The organism is Vibrio sinaloensis, assembly GCF_023195835.1.
Classification (GTDB): Bacteria; Pseudomonadota; Gammaproteobacteria; order Enterobacterales; family Vibrionaceae; genus Vibrio; species Vibrio sinaloensis_C.
On record NZ_CP096199.1, the window covers coordinates 2,361,082 to 2,378,452 of the forward strand.

Consider the following 17,371-nt stretch of genomic DNA (forward strand, 5'->3'; position numbering starts at 1 on the left):
ATATGGCTGACATCAGCTTAAAACAGGTCATCAAACGTTTTGGTGATGTGCAAACCATTCATGGTGTCGATCTAGAAATAGAGAATGGTGAGTTTGTCGTCTTCGTTGGTCCTTCGGGTTGTGGTAAGTCAACTTTGCTGAGGCTTGTCGCGGGCCTAGAAGAGATATCCGACGGTGAAATCCATATCGATAACCAACTTGTGAATGACGTTGATCCCGCCGAACGTGGCGTTGCTATGGTGTTTCAATCCTATGCGCTTTATCCGCACATGACGGTCGAAGAGAACATGGGATTTGGCCTAAAAATGAATGGCCACCCAAAAGAATTTATCGATAAGCAAGTGCAAAGTGCGGCCAAAACCCTGCAACTGGACCACTTACTTAAACGCAAACCCAAAGAACTGTCTGGGGGGCAGCGTCAACGTGTTGCGATAGGCCGCGCGATTGTACGTAACCCTAAAGTCTTCCTGTTTGACGAGCCGTTATCGAACTTAGACGCCGAATTACGGGTCGATATGCGTCTGCAAATTGCCAAACTGCACCAAGACTTGCAAAACACCATGATCTACGTGACCCACGATCAGGTCGAGGCGATGACGCTAGCGGATAAAATCGTGGTATTGCGTGATGGTCGCGTTGAGCAAGTGGGCTCACCACTTGAGTTGTACCATAAGCCGCAAAATGAATTCGTAGCGGGCTTTATCGGTTCTCCGAAAATGAACTTTATTGCAACTCAAGTTGAGTCTATTTCTGAGCAGCACCTGCAGTTGGTCAGTCAAGATGGCACTGTGTTCAAACTGCCAGCAATAAAGCAACCGCTAAGCAGTGGCGACAAAGTCACGTTAGGCATCCGACCAGAGCACCTCGCTATTGATAGCAGCGGCGACGTGACACTGCAGTTCCAAAGTGAAGTGGTTGAACGTTTGGGCAATAGCACCTACATGTTCGGTCAGGCATGTGGCGAAGATGGCTTTAAGGTGCACCTACCTGGCGACCAAGAAGTCAGCAAGTTCCAACAAGTCACCCTGAGTTTCAATCACCAAGATTGCCACTTATTCGACAGCCATGGCCTGCGGGTTGAGTAACGCCAGTCGCTAGCAACTGCGGTTGCTAGCTCACGACCGACATCACTTGCTGTCTAATCCAGACACTTTTTTCTTCGTGTTGATGAGCCTTAAGAAATAGTAGGCTTATATCGAAGTCTGGGATAGACAGCGGCGGTGATATGGCCATCAAAGCATGATTATCTCTCTCCATTTCGGCGAATCGCTTCGGTACAATACACACTAATGGCCTTCCGATGAGTAAGCGACGTATGGTCAGAAAATTGCGTGAAGCCACCCCCACCCTACGCTCGTAACCGAGTTTATCCAGACGCTGATCCACCTGTGTTTGCAGTCGCCCATCCGGGCTCACCAAGGCGTGCTCATAGCGAACAAAATTGTCTAGAGTCATTGACTCACCATTGGCAATTGATGCTGGATCAAACAAGCACAGATGCTGCTCTGTGTACAACTGCTGACTCAAGAAACGTCGATTCACATTGTCGATGCTGCCTATCACCACATCGAGCTCTTCCTGCTCGACTATCTGGATGTAATTGCTGCGATTGACGTTGAAAAAACTCACCTGAGAGTTTGGCGATGCCTGCTTTATGGTGTCATACAAGCTTGGCGCGAAAAGCTGCTCGGCATAGTCGGTCAAACCTATCTTCCATACTCCAGCATACTCTGTAGCCGAAAAATGTTTCTTTGCCAGTAGGTCATGTTTTATCGAAGCCAATAGTTGATCGACCACTGGCGCGATGTCTTGAGCACGCTGAGTGGGCTCCATTTTTGCGCCAACACGATCAAACAGAGGATCATCAAACAGTGCACGCATTCTCTGCAAGGTATGACTCATCGCGCTCTGACTAACAAAACAGCGCTGAGCTGCTTGGCTGACGCTATGGGTTTGATACAGGGCTTGGAATGCCACCAGCAAATTCAAGTCCACCCCTTTCCAATTAAATTCCTTCACACCAATCCCATCTGATTCATAATTAATATCAACACTATTAATTTGAGTCATTCTAGCGTATTGCGTAAATTATCGGCACATTTTATTAAACGAAACGCCGAATCATGTTTGCAATATTTAAAACTTTCTTCTGGTTAGGCTGGATTAGCTTTGGCGGCCCGGCGGCACACATTGGCTACTTCCGTAATACCTTTGTCGAGAAACTAGGTTGGCTTGACGATCGAGAATACGGACAAATTGTGGCGCTGAGTCAGTTTTTACCTGGGCCGGGATCGAGCCAAGTCGGCTTTGCGCTCGGATACAAACGCGGGGGACTCGCTGGTGCTGGCATGGCCTTCCTCGGTTTTACCCTCCCCTCGGTGTTGATCATGCTTGTTCTGGCTATGGTCAGCAGCCAGCTTACTGACACCAGCGCATTTCAAAATATCGTCCACGGCCTTAAGCTGCTGGCGGTCGTGGTGGTGGCCGATGCCACATGGGGAATGTACAAAAACTTCTGTAAGCAGACATTGTCGGTGACATTGTGCCTGATGACCGCCATCGCACTGTTGCTGCTGCCTGGTATCGCGACGCAGATGGCGGTGCTGTTAATCGCTGCGCTGGTTGGGAGTGTGCATTTAGCCGCACCAGTTGAAGGTAAGACCGAATCTTTCACCCCTTCTGTCGCGCCACTACTGGTGTTTGTCGCGCTGCTAGTCGGACTGCCATTCGCCGCTCAACTGCTGCCACAGCTGCAACTATTCAATGACTTCTATCAGGCGGGTAGTTTGGTGTTTGGTGGTGGGCATGTGGTACTGCCGCTTTTGCAAAATATTGTTGGCGACCAACTCAGTCAAGATGCGTTTCTAACCGGTTATGCCGCGGCTCAAGCCGTGCCTGGGCCTATGTTTACATTCGCCACTTATATTGGCTACGAGCTGTCGCCAAACGCGCCTATTTGGGGAGCCTTGGTTGCGACCTTAGCTGTGTTTCTTCCCGGCTTTTTACTGCTACTAGGCGTGCTGAAAAATTGGCAATCACTCGCACAAAGGCCGAGAGTCTCTGGCGCGGTCAATGGGGTTAACGCCGCCGTGGTCGGTTTGTTGGTCGCGGCACTTTATCAACCTGTATTTATCAGTGCCGTCAACGCTCCGCTGGATATCGCTCTGGTCTTGGTCGGATTCTATCTGTTAAAACAGCTTAAACTGCCGATCATCGCCATGGTCGCTTTCTTTATTCTTGCTGGTCTCATCGGAGGCTACCTAATTTAGTTGCCCGTCACTGAAAGGAGAGCTGAATCTGCTCTCCTTTTTTAGTAACTATTGCTCTTTATTGCTCGTTTCCCGCATCATCGCCAGAGCTTTTTCCAGGTTTTCATTGGCGACTTTGTAATAGGTCGGTTTGGAACTGATTGCCTGTTGAAGGTAAGGGACGGCTTGTTCTGGCTTGCCTTGCAAAGTGAGGAAGTAGCCGACGTTGTTTAAGGCTTCTGGCTTGTCCATATGCTGGCTAAACACATTGAGCGCTCGATTAACCTCACCTTTTGCCAAGTAAATCAGAGCAAGGTTATTAAGCGCTTTCTCGTTATTCGGATCTTTGTCGAGCGCCTGCAAAATAAAGCGTTGCGCTTTGCGATAGTCACCGTCCATATAAAAGGAATAGCCGACATTGGTTAAGATTTTCACCGAGTTAGGGTCGATACTCAGCGCATGTTTATAAAACGCTTGGGCCAGCGAATGTTGCTTATCAAGATCTGCCACGACCCCAAGCCCCATATAAGCAAACTCAGGCGAGTACTGGTCAACCTTAAGCTGCGCAACCGACTCGGCATTAAAGAGCTCCTCGTTGCTTAGCGTTACAGCTTGTTGCAATCGCAGTTGATCGGCATTGACGGCACGCAGAAAATAACTCTTCCCTTGAGCAAAGTCGCCATTGCGACTGTACAACATACCCAACTGCTCTAACACACCAACACTGTTCGGGTTTTCCTCAATGGCGAGTAAGTAAGCTTTTTCGGCTAACGCAACATTATTGCGCGATTGGTGAATTCGCCCAATATTAAACAGGGACTTATCTCTGAACTGGCCATTTTCAAAGGCCAACGAGCGAATATATTCGTACAGGGCTAAGTCCAAATTGCCACGACTCAGTGCGGTATCACCTCGTGTAATAGCTTCTTGCTCGGTTTGTGGCGGCTCATCGATAGAGAGGGTGTCAATCGGTTTGCCATCATAAAGAGAAGTATCGAGTTTTGGCTCAGTACTGGAACACGCGAAGAGCGTCGTGAGCATCACCAGCAATAAGCAATAACGTAATCCATTCATAATTCTTTCCTTATTTCCCTAAAGTTGCAGTTAGGGACAACATTGATGGGCCGATAGCGACAATAAAGAAACAGGGCCAGATAAACAGCAACAGTGGGAATATCATCTTAGTCGGAATTTTAGCAGCAATCTCTTCGACTTCTTGGTTACGCTTATCGCGAAAGTCTTCGGTATATTCGCGTAGCGTTTGCGACAAGCTTCCGCCGATGCGCGAGGCATGCGACAACATGGTCACTAGTCCGGCAATCTCTTTTACCCCAGTTCGATCAACCAAATCATTAAACGCATCAGACATCTCTACGCCTGCTTTTATCTTGGCACACACAGTATCCAGTTCATCGGCAAAGTCAGGATGAGAGATCATCAGCTCATCCGCCACTCGCCTTAGCGCTGCGCTGAACCCCAAGCCAGATTCAGTACACACCACCAGCAAATCTAAGGCATCGGGCACACCGCCACGAATTCTGGATTGACGTTTATCTACCATGAGTTTCAAAACAAAATTGGGCACAAACAACCCAACACCGACACTCAGCATCATTAGCAAATTTCGCTGTGATAAGTCTGGTAAAAAGAAGTAAATACCTGCCGCTATCGATAATCCTATTAGAGCGGTAACACCCTTTAACGCATAGAAAATCGTCAGTGCATTCGCATCGTGGTACCCCGCGTGCATCAGTTGCGAGCGGATAGATTCGGTCTCTTTGCTGTTGGAGGGCTGCATCACCGGAGCGAGTGACTCTAGCGTATTATCAAGTCGGCTGCTCTTTTTCAGCCTTTCGCCACCACTACTTTTGCGAATCTCTTCCAGTTTATAGGTTAACGGCGATTTAGAGCTCAATAGCAATAAGAAAGTGGTAAAGATGATCAATACCGTAGCGATTAAGATCAGCCCCAGAAAAGCCGTTTGCTCATCCAACTTTAGATCGTTAATGATTTCAATGAGGTCTTGCATGGTTACACCTCAAAATTGATGATTTTACGTATCCACATCGAGCCAATGAACAGGCTCACAATACCTGCGCTGACTAAGTCCATCCCGCGCGGATCTTTATACAAGGGCTCAACATACTCGGGATTAATAAACGTCAAGAACACAAACAACAAGAACGGAGACAATACTAAAATCCATGCCGATAAGCGGCTCTCCGCCGACAAAGTTTTGATTTTGCGTTGCAGCTTAAATCGCGCCCGTAACACACGAGAGACTTTTTCTAAGTTCTCCGATAAGTTACCGCCAGTTTCTTTTTGCAGTAACACAGCACTAGAGAAGGCCAACATCGACACGGTCGGCGTGCGCTCGGCCATTTGCATAATCGCAAGGCGCATATCGTAACCATAGTTCAACAGGTTAAAGGTGTTTTTAAACTCAACGCCAATCGGCGCAGGCATCTCAGAACCGACTTCATTAAACGCCTGAGTGACAGGCTGGCCTGCTTGCAGCATCCGGCGCATAATATCGAGCGCCTCTGGCAACTGCTCTTCAAACGCAGCAAGGCGATCGGAAATTTTTTTGTTGAGCCAGAAATAGAGAACAAACCAAATACCGACCGCAGCCACAATCCCCACATAAAGTGGCTGACCTAAGATTATCGCGGCAAAAAACAGTAGCAGTGATGAAATCAAGGTAACGGTTAGGGTTTGACTTAAGCTCCAATCATATCCCGACAGTTCAATCAGCTTTTTGAGAGAGGAAAAAACCTCGAATTTAACTAAACGACGGTCAAGGGGGGTCAGGCTCTTCATGTAGTGATCATGAAGTAATGAGCGCGCTTCTTCGTCAAGGTTGGTTTGTGACTCTTTCAGTCGTTGCGACAGCTCTTTATGTTTAGCTTTGCTACCGGCAGCCGGGAGAATCAAAGCTTGCGAAATAAACACTACCGCAAAGAACAGAAGTACAAAAAATAACGTCGCGTCCTGCTGCATAATTCCCCCTTATGAGTAGGTCTCATTGAAAATGTCGAACGGGAGAGGCATACCTTTTTTCGCTAATTGATCATGGCATTGCGGAACAACCCCTGTGGCGGTGTAATAGCCCAGCACATTGCCCTCTTCATCCATTCCTTGACGATGAAAACGAAACAGCTCAGACATGGTGATGATCTCACCTTCCATGCCGTTGATTTCACAGATGCTCACCATTCTGCGCTTACCATCCTCTTGACGTTCCATTTGCACCACCAGATGAATCGCCGAGGCAATCTGCGAACGTAGATTCTTGGCCGACATATTCCAACCTGCCATCGCAAACATGTTCTCAACCCGGGATAGGGCATCACGTGGTGTATTGGCGTGTATGGTAGCAAGCGAACCATCATGACCGGTATTCATTGCCGCTAGCATGTCGACCGCTTCTGCGCCACGCACCTCCCCTAGCACAATACGATCTGGCCTCATACGCAACGAGTTTTTTACTAAGTCTCGCTGAGTGATCTCCCCTTTTCCCTCGAGGTTGGCAGGCCGAGTCTCTAATCTCACTACATGGGGTTGCTGCAGTTGCAGCTCTGCCGAGTCTTCGATAGTGACGATGCGATCATCAGAAGGTATAAAATTAGAGAAGATGTTCAAGGTGGTCGTTTTACCCGACCCGGTACCACCAGAGATCAAGACATTAAGTGCACCTCGCACCGCCGCTTCAACAAACTTTGCCATTTCAGGTGAGAGTGAGTTGAAATCTAACAGGTTGTCCATGTTCAATTTTTCGACAGCGAAGCGGCGAATAGAAACCGATGAGCCATCAAGAGCTAAAGGAGGGATAATCGCGTTAACCCGCGAACCATCGGCAAGGCGCGCATCGACCATAGGTGATGCCTCATCGATCCGACGCCCCACTTGGCTAACAATTCGGTCGATAATATTTCTCAGATGGCGCTCATCTAGGAAGGTGTAAGGGGTCAATTCCAACTTACCACGACGCTCAACGAACACGTGTTTAGGTCCATTGACCAAAATGTCCGATACCGTCGAGTCATGCAGTAGTGGCTCAAGCGGTCCTAAACCAAACACTTCATCTTCTATCTGTTGGATCACCCGTTTGCGGCCTTCAGCACTGAGGGCATGGGTTTGATCATCGGCCATTAACTGCACGATGGCGTCGTGAAGATCGGCTTTAGCTCGCTCAGGCTCGAGGCTTGCCAAAAGTCCAAGGTCTAAGGTTTCAAGCAGCCGCTGATGATAGTAATGTTTCACTTCTTGCTCGTGAGTTAGCTGCTTACGCGTTTCTTCGACCGCTTTATCCTTGGCGTCCGTCTCCATTTTTTTTCTTTCTTTCAACGCATTAGCTTGAGCTTCGGATGGAGAACTGGCTGAGCCTGCGCTTTGCGCTTCGTCATAAGAGGCTTGTTGCTCACGCTCGGAAGCTGCCACCTTCTCTTGCAACTCAGGGTTTAAGTTTTTACGTTTGAAAAACATGTTCGCTCTGCTCACCTCTTATTATTGGTTTTAGGAAAATAGTCGTTTTAACCAACTTTTCTTGGTTTCAGGCTCAGGTGTTAAAGACTGAACAAATCGGACAATCGATTTGGCAATGGAACTGCTTTTCTTGCTCTCAATGAAAGGCTTGCCTAGGTTGGCACTCTCAAGTGCAATCTTGAACTCATTGGGTACTGTATGCACAGGAATATCGCCCAAGGTGCCTTGAATATCTTTCAATCGAATCGACTGACGCTTCTCATAACGGTTGATCACCACTTCCATCTGTTCTCTGTTCAGACCAAACTCAAATGACAGCAACTTCATCATTTGCGTGGTATTTTTTATCGCCACGAGATTTTGCTGGGCGATTAAAAAAATCTTAGTTGCAGGGGCTAAAACCGGAGCAAACAAGCGATCTAAACCACGAGAGAGGTCGACAATGACATAGGGGTAGTGTTCTCTTAGTAGCGGCAACAGTTTGTTGAGATGCTTGGCCTTCTCATAGTTTTCGTGGCTATTTTCGCGCTTAAAGGAGAGTACATGCAGCCCCGATTTATGTTTGGTGACAAAGGTACTCAGCGCGACTTCATCAAGATCGGAAACGTTCGCTAACGCATCGGTCATACTGTAGGTGGGTTGGATACTGAGATAGTCATTCACAACACCAAACTGCAAGTCGAGATCGAGCAATAACACTTGCTCTGGGAACTGGTTGGCCATTTTTATCGCCGAGTTGAGCGCAATCGTCGACGCGCCGGAGCCTCCTTTGGTATTCATAAACACCAGCAGTTCCCCTAAATTGCGGCTGGCGACTTTTTCCTCTGCGACGTTTTTGAGTAATGGAATCAAATCATCAATTTGCGCCGTGTTAGAGACAAAATCTGCCGCACCGATACGCAGGGCAATTTTCAACGCGCCATTGTCATTTTCATTGCCAAAGACAATCAACGACGCTTCGTGGTTATCTTGATGAATATCCGGCGCTTCATAGTGTTGCAGCTCAACAATTTTTTGCGCCCAATTGGGTCCGGTCTCAACGAAAATTAAATCTGGTGGAGAAAAGTGGGCTAAGTTCGCCACCACTAAACCGTGAAAGGAGATCATCTCGTAGCTGATGCTCAAACATTTAGAAAGCTCATGGCTAATGTGGAGATGAAACGCATCCGAGGAGTAGAATACCCAAATCGTAAGGTTGGTTTTCAATCTGATCGGGGCATCCCCGCTTGGCGCTATCGGCACAGCCTCTCCCATTACTTCCTCCTAGCAATCCGAGCTACTCTCAGTTCCATCTGAGCGTCGGTGGTGGCCTAAATTTTCTCGCGGGCGAATCGTTTCAAAATCGGGAACGATTAACACGCCAGTTAAGTTAACGAAGCTTAATAACCCTGTGAATTGATAACTAAAATTCACGATTCGCGCTCTCACATATCTAATTGTAGAAAACACATCGTCATCTGTCAGAGTTCCGGTCACAACATTTCCGTCTGCATCCAAATAATCGACAACAATGTTGTTTGCTGTCAGCCCTCCTGGAGCATAATCAGGGATCGCCAGTGCTGGAATGTCGTTGCGATCTTCCACACGACACACCGCCGCCAAGCGCGCAGCCACTCGAGTCACGTCGTTGATGGTCTGCAGCGAATACACGTATCGCCCCACTTCAATCACTGAAAAAATAATCAACATCAGTGCGGTCGAAATTAAGGTGAACTCGATGATGGTCACGCCTTGTTGTTTGTTCATGGTTCTGTCCTCATTACTGCCGAGGCGATCAGTGGCACATCGAACGAAGTACTTGAGGAGATAGCATCAATAATGGGCGTATATTGGTGGTTGACGGTGATCGTCACATACTTGCCCGCACAGCTCATGGTGACATCTTCTGCGGTGACCCCTTCCATTATTGGTGTCGCATTCGCGGCCGAGGTTCGACCGTAAAGCACCACATTAATCGTATCAGACACCGTGGTCGCGTTATTGCACGGCACCGTGCTCCCGGTGCCCAAAATGTCGGCCGTGGCATGTCTGACACCATTTTGCGCCATTTTGTTGATGGTGTTGTACTGAATAAACGCATGACCGAACTCGGTGATCGCTAGCAAAATGGCGACCAAGATCGGCACGGTAATCAGCATCTCTACCGCGGCTAAGCCTTGTTGTCTGCCGCGCGCGCTACAACTTATAGGCTTACTCATCACGACTCCCTCCGATCCGGATCTTTGTAAAGCACAATCAAGTATGGCCCCTCAGAGTCAGAGTTTTGTCCTGGCGTCCCCCCGTAAGCAGAGCAATCATGAAGAAACTCACCAAACACCGCTTCTTTGCCGCTGTTTGACGTTGGCGCTTGCTGCAACATAAAGAAACAGCCCAGTGCGGTCACAGTGAAACTGTTGGTCCCGCCTGTCGCACCTGAGCAATCAACGATAGGGATCACTAGAATGCGGCGATCATACTGGCCCCCTTCGTTAATCCGGCAGGCACTATCACCGGTACAGGGCATAGCGGCTTGATAGTCTGTGTAGCTCCAAGCTTGCCCGCCCGCTCCTGACTTGTCGTCGTAAACTAAATTCCCATCCTTATCCAGCGTAGCTTTTTTAACCGGTTCTTTAACATAAACATCGGTCGGATAATCAGTTTCAGACAACCCACCACCGCCATAGTTACCAAAACGGGTGTTTAAACCTTGGCCTACCGGACCCACCGTATTACCCGGCTTAGTCAATACCGTATCGCCAATACCGACACGACCTTCAAAGCCTCCCGCTAAGGCAGTTCGCACCGTATCGGCACCAGAGCCAAAATCAAGTAACTGATAGTTACCCGCGCCCATTTCAGTCTGATCTAAGTCGGCAATTTTCAGCGCATACAGTTTGCCAGTATCGTAACCTTTACTCCCTGTGGCACTTTCATCTTGGCATACCGCCATAGGCACCACATTGACCGCAGGCGCGCTAGGGCTAGGGCCGGCGGCAGCCGAGACATTCAGCGCTTTGTCGATCCCCAGCCAATCAGCAAAGTAGTTTTCTAACTGGTAATTACTGATGATCACTCTTACAAAGGTATCTTGGTCGGCATCAAAGCCCGCGGTTTGCGTTTGCGGTGGAGCTGGGAAGCTTTGTGGATCGTTGGTGAACTGGACCAAAATCGAACCAGCGGGAAAGGACAACTCACCATTACCAGAAGCATTCGCTATATTGGTCACTGTGGTGTTAGCCGCAGCAGTGGCATCGACGGTCGAGCCATCACCGTCAATCACGACCGCTGCGGCTAATGCCGCCGCATCGGCACTGTTTTGCAGTCGTGACTTGTTCATCAGGGCATGATTGACGTCGATGGACAGCGCCGCAACCCCTATCAGAGCAAACATGGCAGCTGTTACCAGTACCAAAACTAACCCTTTTTGCCGACGTAACATTCGGCCACTTTGCATCCGATTCATAGTAGCTCCTTGAGGTTTAGTTACTGAACCCCTCTAAGAATTGACTATCGGTGCCTTTCAACTCAGAGCTTTGTTTACCCGTATAAATTTGATAGGCGCCTTCCATTCGTTCACCACTGCCAGACGGCACAACACCAAGATTGTCTTGGGTCGCACTCGGATTGTACGTTTGCTCTGCTCTCAACTGCGCGACATGCGTACCAAAGCTTTCGGCATTGTTGACACACCCCACCAGCAGTAGAGACAAGCACAACGTCATCATTAAAATATTGGTTTGTTTCATGTTTCCCCCTACAGACTATGTCCAAATGTGCCTTCTGTACCGCCTTTACTGCGATCCACATACTCAAGTTCCTGTTGCCCCGGGGCTTGAGCCTTGTTGGCAGGTGCAATATAGGCACCTCGTCCTAATAAGTAATACTCAAAATCATTGGGTTCAACGTAAAAGTCTGTTGGGAGCGTCACTTTCCTTCGGTCTATCGGTTTCGCCAAACGAGGAGTGACCAAAATCACCAACTCTGTTTCTCCAGAAATATACTCTTGGCTATTAAACAACTGACCTAGAATCGGAATATCACTAAATCCTGGCATCTCTTTAATGACATCTCGAACGTTTTCACTCATCAAGCCGGCAATGCCTATGGTTTGCCCGTCCGCCATCTCAAGGGTAGAAGAAGCGCTACGACGAGTAATAGGTGGAATCACATAGGTACTGTTAGTTTCCCCCGGGGATAGCGTAAGCGACGAGGTATTAGCGATCTCACTGACATCCACGGCAAGGTTTAAATTGATTTTTTGATCGGATAAAACCGTAGGAATAAACTTCAATCCGACACCGTACTCTTTATATTCAATGGTGATGCCGTTTTCATCAGGGACAGGAATCGGGAATTCCCCCCCGGCTAAGAACTCAGCTTTCGAACCACTGAGAGAGGTCAAGTTGGGCTCGGCCAACACTTTGGCAGTACCGTTCTGTTTGGCGATGTCGAGAGCAAAGGTAAACAAGGTATTGCTATCAATAAAGGTTCCCAACAAACCAGTACTATCAATGCTAGGCGCGGTGAAAATCGGCCCAATTCCTCCGCCGACTAGATCATCAATAACGCCTCCTCCTGAGGTTCCCCCCCAACCGAACTTGCCGTTTTGTTGAAAGAAATGGAAACTGGCATCGAACTTTCTCACCAAACTGCGCTGCACTTCGGCGACGGTCACTTCCAGCATAACCTGCTGAGCGCCACCAATCGTCATTAAGTTAATCACGCCGGTTTTCTGTACTTGCTCACTGAGTGACTTGTTCTCTTTATCTGCTTCTTGACCTGCCGAGTAGGTTTCAGCAACACGAAGAGCGATATTCATTGCCGTCTGATGGCTCACTTGCCCGCTTAAAATCAAGCGATTTTGCGCGCTATGCACTTCAATAGACTCATTGGGCAAAAACTCATACAGCTTAGCCTTAAGACTATTAAGATCGTGGGTCACTTCGATATTGATCGACTCAATCAGTCGCCCGCGACTGTCCCATGCCATTAAGTTAGTCGAGCCCAACTTCTTACCAATCAAAAACACTTCATCAGACTTAAGCATCACGATATCGAGCACATCGGGATCCCCGAGAGAGACCCGCTTCGCTTTGCCTGCCAGAGTAACATGGGTCGACTTATGGTGCGGCACCGTGACTACTTTGCCAGACTGAGTCGCCGCTTGAGAGCTCATGCTAAAGATGAACAGAAATGTAATGAAAACAATTATCTTGCGCATAGGTCACCTCAATCCTTGACTCTAATATTGCTCTTCTCTGTGCCTTTTAGAATCGTGACACTTGGAGCAACGTATCGTTTGACGACTTTTTCTTCTTCCGCATGAGGATTGCGTAGTGTCAGCTGGATCTCTCCCTTACTGCGCGCTGACAATAGTTTTTCAGCTTCACTCGGTGAGACTTCGAGTGTCACGGCGCGAACGATAATCGGTTTGTTTTCGGCCGTTCTCGCCGTTTGGTCGACCGCTAGCACTTTAATGTTTTTCAGCACAGTTAAGGTGCGTGCAGAAGTCCGGCTATAGCTGATGGTATTTAACACATCGACTCGGTTTCCGGGTAAAAGAAAACCCGCAACGCCGATAACATCATTAACACGAATCGTGACCGCTCGTTTGTCTTCCGGAATCAGCGCAGCCAACGTCGAACCTTCACCGGAGTTGGCGAGACGGTTCTGGGTAATGATCTCTCCCGGATAAATCGTCGTCGCGGCAACCTGCCCGAGCAGTGCCTCTTCAGCAGAGAATTGGCTTTCATCTCGCCAAGCGACTTCAAGCAACTTCGCGCTAACGTGTTGTTGTTCAATAATGCTTCCAGATGGTATCTCTTGCGCGGCGACCAACACAGGTTCACGCTCAACCACTTCAACCTCAGTCTGTGGCGTCAGTTGCCGATCCATCCACTGCTTAGCAAAAAAAACCGCGCCTAAACCAAAAGCAATAGAAAGTAAGAATAATAAGATAACTTGGCTTCGACTCATCGAGCACCTCCCCCTTTACCGTCCGCTGTAAAGTAGACTTCCCAAGCTCGGGCGACGATATCTGAGGTGATGACTGGCTCAGCTTCCTCGAAAACAATGATATCGCGGCTGATACCCACCAAATCTTTGGGAATACAAGGATAAAAACCCACACTGTGCTGCTGATGTAGATCGAGCAAGGTAGGAAAACAGCCCTCTGCGAGTTGTAGCTTACGACCTTGAGAGAGCTTGTCCCATAGCTGGCGATACTCCGTTTCCAGCAAAGGACCAAATTGAATTTTGTAGCCTAATCGACGCAAAAATGCAGGATCACTGATCTTTTCCGGATCCAGGTTCGTAGAAAACGCGAGAGTAAGGATAAACGGAATCGTGATTTGCTGTCCGTTGGGTAGAGAAAGATAGTCGTAAAAGTACTCCATCGGCACGATCCAGCGATTAAGCAAAGTCGCGACGGGCATCGTCTGACGACCCAAGTCGTCAATGATAAAGATGCCGTTATTGGCCATCATTTGCAGCGGCGCCATCCACACTCGATTGTGTTCACTGTGATTAACTTCGAGCATATCCATTGTCAGTTCCCCCCCGACTTGGATGCTTGGACGCTCACATAGGCACCAACGGCGGTCAAATTGCTCTTTAAATGCGATGGATTGGATTTCCGAGCTGGTCACGCGTTTGTGGTGCTGGGGAGAGAAAACTTTAATGATGTTCCCTGCCGCGTAGACCGCATAGGGGATGTAGACGGATGTATTGAGCGAGTTGAGGATACGTGTCGCGACAAACGTTTTACCCGTACCCGCATCACCATACAGCAACAAGGCTCTACCCGAGTTAATCGCAGGGCCTAAGCTTGAAATCATTCTTTCTGCACCGAGGACCTCACTCAACGCATGAGTAACATCTTGACGATTAACCATTTGCGCGCGCACATCTTGTGCTTTAACCATAGTATCGTAGGCTTCTAGGGAGACGGGCGCTGGACCTAAGTAGGCATCTTTGGCAAAGGCGACATCCGCCTCCTGCATTCCTTGTTCGGACAATCCGTAACGGACATGGCCTGAACTGGACGTTTGAAAACCAGCACTTTGCGCTTGGAACACCTCAACCAAAGATTTGGCTCTTAAATCGCCTAACATCTCTTCAATCATGTGGCTGTTAATGCACATCAATTTGGTTAGTTGCAAGATGTCAGACTTGGGGTAGGCAGCGAGATGCTTAATTAGCAGGTTTTCCAAAACCGCTTTGGGGATGCCCAAAGCATCAAACGAAGTAGGCACTGGAGGCGCGTCGGCTTGCGGCGTTAACTCCACCCTATGCTTAATCGGAGCTGTCGACTCAACCATAATGACTCCTTGTCATCTGTTGGCTTAGAAGTAGTAGAAAAGCGCCAATCCAATCACCACCACTGGCGCAAAAGGCATACGTAGCTTGTGTTCAAGTGCCCCCTTCCCTGCCACTATAGCGTTAGTTTGGCTACCATAAGCAGCGAGAAGCGAATATTTTGTTATCAAGTCTTTGATTGACGCCCCTGTCCTTATCCGATTCAAAGCGGCGTAAAACAGTCCTACCACCACGCTCGCACAAGCAATCCATGCCGACGCTGCCATTAAGTTACCCCATCCGAGCCAAAACCCGACCACACCAAGTAATTTGACATCACCGGGCGCCATGACTCTCACCAGATGCAAAACCAAAGAAGCGAAAAATAGTACCGCCCCTCCTGCGAAAGCAGTGACCAGCGATGACCAAACATCCGGCTGTAAAAAAATATGAAGCAAACAAAGAGTAAGTACGATTAACAAATACGTGTTAGGAATACGGTGTTCTCTCGCGTCACTGACAGCAATCGAGACAAAGCCTAACCAGATTAGATAATTGACAATCAACACGACTTCCTCATCCGCTTTTCGCTAGAAAATTGTGTTTAATTCAGAAATTAAAGAATCGCTGAACGCGGCAAATACACCGGTAAAAACAATCACCATCAGCCCAGCACCAACCACATACTCCACTACGGTTAAACCACTTTCATCGGCAAAGAATGCATTTGCCCTTGTTGTTAGTCTGCTCATATATCCCCCTAAAACAGTTAGGCTTGTAAAACTAAGGTTTAGAATTACAAGCCTAAATAAATAGTAGTAGGGGGTTTGATAAAATGCTTACATTAATATCAATTATTCTCTCGAGGCTTAAACCCCTCCAGCATCACCACCAGCTGGTGCTTCATCAAAAATGGTGTTCAACTCATCAGAAAGTAACCCTCCTAGTTGGTCAAATACAGTCGCTAGAGCGATAACGATCAAACCTGCACCTACCACGTATTCGACCACAGTCAAACCTTCTTCGTCTTGAATAAAGTCGGTGATGTTTTTAATTAGCTTGCTCATGATGTGTCTCCTTCCAAAGTTCATTAAGCTGTGCGCTTATTGATAAATTTAGAGATATTGAGCAACAACAGTTAGGACTTTCTTATCCATTGATAGGACTTTTTTGTCATCAATTTGGTTAAAAAAACGGAAGTGCAAATAATTTTGTTGAGCTAAATCCAATTTTTAAAATAAAAACTCTATCTCAGACCTATAACACGAATCACTAATATTCAAATAGATAAGAACAAGTTTCCGTAACCGATGAACTATAATGTGAATAATTTCTTAATGTCTCAATAGTAAGACTTGACAAAATCTATCAAAAACAAAAATGGGATATTAGTTCAAATAATAAACAGATAAATTATAAACGAGCTCAATAGCAAACTTGCTGCATTTCTGTTTCTAAGGCTAAGCTGAAAGTTGTACTACTCGCCCTACTGATATTTAAGAGGTTTAGAATCTAGCGTGGATGTACTTCATAAAGGCTACTGGCTTGGTCAATCAATCACCTACGTACCCAAAGATATGGTACGTAACTTAGAACAGCACTTTCATCTGCTTGACTACGGTTACGATGTGTCTGTTTTGAGTGAGTCCGACATCCATTTTTGTTTCTTCTTTTATGAAAGCACCTTTCATTCTCTGTTTCTTACCGCAGTCAAGCTATGTCAAAACTTAGATAAAAAGCTAGTGGTGATTCACGCCCAGCCGCTTCCAGCTGAGTTTGATGAGTTGGAGGTGATGTTTGCTTCGTTCAATATAGAAACCGATGATATGCACCTTTGGGTTGAGGAGCTCAACAAGCAAGTCATCTATCAGTTTACTCAACATCAAGACATTTTGGACATCCATAAGCTCACCCAAAATCACACCAACAAACACATCAGCAAAGATTTGGTGGAAATGCTGCGATATATAGAAAAAAACTTATCGCGTACTATTCGTGAAGAGGACGTGGCCGAATACTGTCATTACTCAGTGACCTATTTTTCCAAGTTTTTTCACAAAACCATTGGAGTGAGCTTTCGTGACTATTTAACCTTGAAACGCATCGCGTTAGCCAAGCAACTACTGGTCAGTGATAAAAAGGAGAAAATTTCATTCATCGCTTTTCAGTGTGGCTATAACGATGTGTCTTACTTCTCAAGGATATTCAAAAAGAAAACCGGAATTAGCCCTGCCACCTACCGTCAACTACACTAACGGTGTCATGGTCACAAGATGAACGCAAACTAACGATTAATGCTTTCATCCCTTTAAGTGCGCATGCTAGAGTTAACATTCTATTAACAATAAATATAACATTTGCCA

General features: G+C 47.3%; 19 protein-coding genes. 3 read left to right on the forward strand and 16 right to left on the reverse strand.

Annotated elements, in window-relative coordinates; translation table 11 throughout:
* The first annotated feature begins 2 nt into the window (after positions 1–2).
* Positions 3–1,085, forward strand: a complete 1,083-nt coding sequence (locus tag MTO69_RS10655; protein WP_248329080.1) for an ABC transporter ATP-binding protein — start codon at positions 3–5, stop codon at positions 1,083–1,085.
* Positions 1,086–1,110: 25 nt separating this feature from the next.
* On the opposite strand, the gene MTO69_RS10660 is transcribed toward MTO69_RS10655, so the two are convergent.
* Positions 1,111–2,019 carry a LysR family transcriptional regulator gene (locus tag MTO69_RS10660; RefSeq protein WP_248329082.1) on the reverse strand — a complete coding sequence of 303 codons (909 nt, stop codon included), beginning with the start codon at positions 2,017–2,019 and terminating at the stop codon, positions 1,111–1,113.
* A gap of 104 nt (positions 2,020–2,123) precedes the next feature.
* Here MTO69_RS10660 and chrA point away from each other — a divergent pair, with 104 nt between their 5' ends.
* Entirely contained in the window at positions 2,124–3,269 is a 1,146-nt protein-coding gene (gene chrA, locus MTO69_RS10665; RefSeq protein ID WP_248329084.1) for a chromate efflux transporter, read from the forward strand.
* A gap of 48 nt (positions 3,270–3,317) precedes the next feature.
* On the opposite strand, the gene MTO69_RS10670 is transcribed toward chrA, so the two are convergent.
* From MTO69_RS10670 to MTO69_RS10740, 15 genes are all read right to left on the reverse strand, one after another.
* The gene (locus MTO69_RS10670) at positions 3,318–4,322 is read right to left on the reverse strand and encodes a tetratricopeptide repeat protein (RefSeq protein ID WP_248329086.1); all 1,005 of its coding nucleotides are present in this window, start codon (positions 4,320–4,322) and stop codon (positions 3,318–3,320) included.
* 10 nt (positions 4,323–4,332) lie between these two features.
* Positions 4,333–5,277: a type II secretion system F family protein gene (locus tag MTO69_RS10675; RefSeq protein WP_248329088.1), complete on the reverse strand. Its 945-nt coding sequence runs from the start codon at positions 5,275–5,277 to the stop codon at positions 4,333–4,335.
* A 2-nt stretch (positions 5,278–5,279) separates the two neighbouring features.
* Positions 5,280–6,248: a type II secretion system F family protein gene (locus MTO69_RS10680; RefSeq protein WP_248329090.1), complete on the reverse strand. Its 969-nt coding sequence runs from the start codon at positions 6,246–6,248 to the stop codon at positions 5,280–5,282.
* A 9-nt stretch (positions 6,249–6,257) separates the two neighbouring features.
* Positions 6,258–7,733 (reverse strand): CpaF family protein, encoded by a 1,476-nt coding sequence (locus MTO69_RS10685; RefSeq protein WP_248329092.1) that lies wholly within the window; start codon positions 7,731–7,733, stop codon positions 6,258–6,260.
* 30 nt (positions 7,734–7,763) lie between these two features.
* Positions 7,764–8,987, reverse strand: coding sequence for an AAA family ATPase (locus MTO69_RS10690; RefSeq protein ID WP_248329094.1), 1,224 nt, complete (start codon positions 8,985–8,987; stop codon positions 7,764–7,766).
* Positions 8,988–8,996: 9 nt separating this feature from the next.
* Complete coding sequence (locus tag MTO69_RS10695) at positions 8,997–9,479, reverse strand: TadE/TadG family type IV pilus assembly protein (RefSeq protein WP_248329096.1); 483 nt, start codon at positions 9,477–9,479, stop codon at positions 8,997–8,999.
* Positions 9,476–9,931, reverse strand: a complete 456-nt coding sequence (locus MTO69_RS10700) for a TadE/TadG family type IV pilus assembly protein (RefSeq protein WP_248329098.1) — start codon at positions 9,929–9,931, stop codon at positions 9,476–9,478. The genes MTO69_RS10695 and MTO69_RS10700 overlap by 4 nt, the downstream gene beginning before the upstream one ends.
* The gene (locus tag MTO69_RS10705) at positions 9,931–11,175 is read right to left on the reverse strand and encodes a pilus assembly protein TadG-related protein (RefSeq protein WP_248329100.1); all 1,245 of its coding nucleotides are present in this window, start codon (positions 11,173–11,175) and stop codon (positions 9,931–9,933) included. The genes MTO69_RS10700 and MTO69_RS10705 overlap by 1 nt, the downstream gene beginning before the upstream one ends.
* Before the next feature lie 16 nt (positions 11,176–11,191).
* Positions 11,192–11,458, reverse strand: coding sequence for a hypothetical protein (locus MTO69_RS10710; RefSeq protein ID WP_248329102.1), 267 nt, complete (start codon positions 11,456–11,458; stop codon positions 11,192–11,194).
* Between the two features lie 8 nt (positions 11,459–11,466).
* The gene (locus tag MTO69_RS10715) at positions 11,467–12,933 is read right to left on the reverse strand and encodes a type II and III secretion system protein family protein (protein WP_248329104.1); all 1,467 of its coding nucleotides are present in this window, start codon (positions 12,931–12,933) and stop codon (positions 11,467–11,469) included.
* 8 nt (positions 12,934–12,941) lie between these two features.
* Complete coding sequence (gene cpaB / locus MTO69_RS10720) at positions 12,942–13,688, reverse strand: Flp pilus assembly protein CpaB (protein ID WP_248329106.1); 747 nt, start codon at positions 13,686–13,688, stop codon at positions 12,942–12,944.
* Positions 13,685–15,031 carry an AAA family ATPase gene (locus tag MTO69_RS10725; protein WP_248329108.1) on the reverse strand — a complete coding sequence of 449 codons (1,347 nt, stop codon included), beginning with the start codon at positions 15,029–15,031 and terminating at the stop codon, positions 13,685–13,687. The genes cpaB and MTO69_RS10725 overlap by 4 nt, the downstream gene beginning before the upstream one ends.
* A 24-nt stretch (positions 15,032–15,055) precedes the next feature.
* Positions 15,056–15,577, reverse strand: coding sequence for a prepilin peptidase (locus MTO69_RS10730; protein WP_248329110.1), 522 nt, complete (start codon positions 15,575–15,577; stop codon positions 15,056–15,058).
* A 21-nt stretch (positions 15,578–15,598) separates the two neighbouring features.
* Entirely contained in the window at positions 15,599–15,760 is a 162-nt protein-coding gene (locus MTO69_RS10735; protein WP_248329112.1) for a Flp family type IVb pilin, read from the reverse strand.
* A gap of 117 nt (positions 15,761–15,877) precedes the next feature.
* Complete coding sequence (locus MTO69_RS10740; RefSeq protein WP_248329114.1) at positions 15,878–16,075, reverse strand: Flp family type IVb pilin; 198 nt, start codon at positions 16,073–16,075, stop codon at positions 15,878–15,880.
* Between the two features lie 450 nt (positions 16,076–16,525).
* Between MTO69_RS10740 and MTO69_RS10745 the strand changes: the two genes are divergently transcribed.
* On the forward strand, positions 16,526–17,263 hold the full coding sequence (locus MTO69_RS10745; protein ID WP_248329116.1) for a helix-turn-helix domain-containing protein: 738 nt from the start codon (positions 16,526–16,528) through the stop codon (positions 17,261–17,263).
* The last annotated feature ends 108 nt before the right edge of the window (positions 17,264–17,371 follow it).

Bases quoted from the DNA above. Each gene is read 5' to 3' on its own strand.
- MTO69_RS10655 (WP_248329080.1), top strand. From the start codon at position 3: ATGGCTGACATCAGCTTAAAACAGGTCATCAAACGTTTTGGTGATGTG.
- chrA (WP_248329084.1), top strand. From the start codon at position 2,124: ATGTTTGCAATATTTAAAACTTTCTTCTGGTTAGGCTGGATTAGCTTT.
- MTO69_RS10670 (WP_248329086.1), bottom strand. From the start codon at position 4,322: ATGAATGGATTACGTTATTGCTTATTGCTGGTGATGCTCACGACGCTC.
- MTO69_RS10675 (WP_248329088.1), bottom strand. From the start codon at position 5,277: ATGCAAGACCTCATTGAAATCATTAACGATCTAAAGTTGGATGAGCAA.
- MTO69_RS10680 (WP_248329090.1), bottom strand. From the start codon at position 6,248: ATGCAGCAGGACGCGACGTTATTTTTTGTACTTCTGTTCTTTGCGGTA.
- MTO69_RS10685 (WP_248329092.1), bottom strand. From the start codon at position 7,733: ATGTTTTTCAAACGTAAAAACTTAAACCCTGAGTTGCAAGAGAAGGTG.
- MTO69_RS10690 (WP_248329094.1), bottom strand. From the start codon at position 8,987: ATGGGAGAGGCTGTGCCGATAGCGCCAAGCGGGGATGCCCCGATCAGA.
- MTO69_RS10695 (WP_248329096.1), bottom strand. From the start codon at position 9,479: ATGAACAAACAACAAGGCGTGACCATCATCGAGTTCACCTTAATTTCG.
- MTO69_RS10700 (WP_248329098.1), bottom strand. From the start codon at position 9,931: ATGAGTAAGCCTATAAGTTGTAGCGCGCGCGGCAGACAACAAGGCTTA.
- MTO69_RS10705 (WP_248329100.1), bottom strand. From the start codon at position 11,175: ATGAATCGGATGCAAAGTGGCCGAATGTTACGTCGGCAAAAAGGGTTA.
- MTO69_RS10710 (WP_248329102.1), bottom strand. From the start codon at position 11,458: ATGAAACAAACCAATATTTTAATGATGACGTTGTGCTTGTCTCTACTG.
- MTO69_RS10715 (WP_248329104.1), bottom strand. From the start codon at position 12,933: ATGCGCAAGATAATTGTTTTCATTACATTTCTGTTCATCTTTAGCATG.
- cpaB (WP_248329106.1), bottom strand. From the start codon at position 13,688: ATGAGTCGAAGCCAAGTTATCTTATTATTCTTACTTTCTATTGCTTTT.
- MTO69_RS10725 (WP_248329108.1), bottom strand. From the start codon at position 15,031: ATGGTTGAGTCGACAGCTCCGATTAAGCATAGGGTGGAGTTAACGCCG.
- MTO69_RS10735 (WP_248329112.1), bottom strand. From the start codon at position 15,760: ATGAGCAGACTAACAACAAGGGCAAATGCATTCTTTGCCGATGAAAGT.
- MTO69_RS10740 (WP_248329114.1), bottom strand. From the start codon at position 16,075: ATGAGCAAGCTAATTAAAAACATCACCGACTTTATTCAAGACGAAGAA.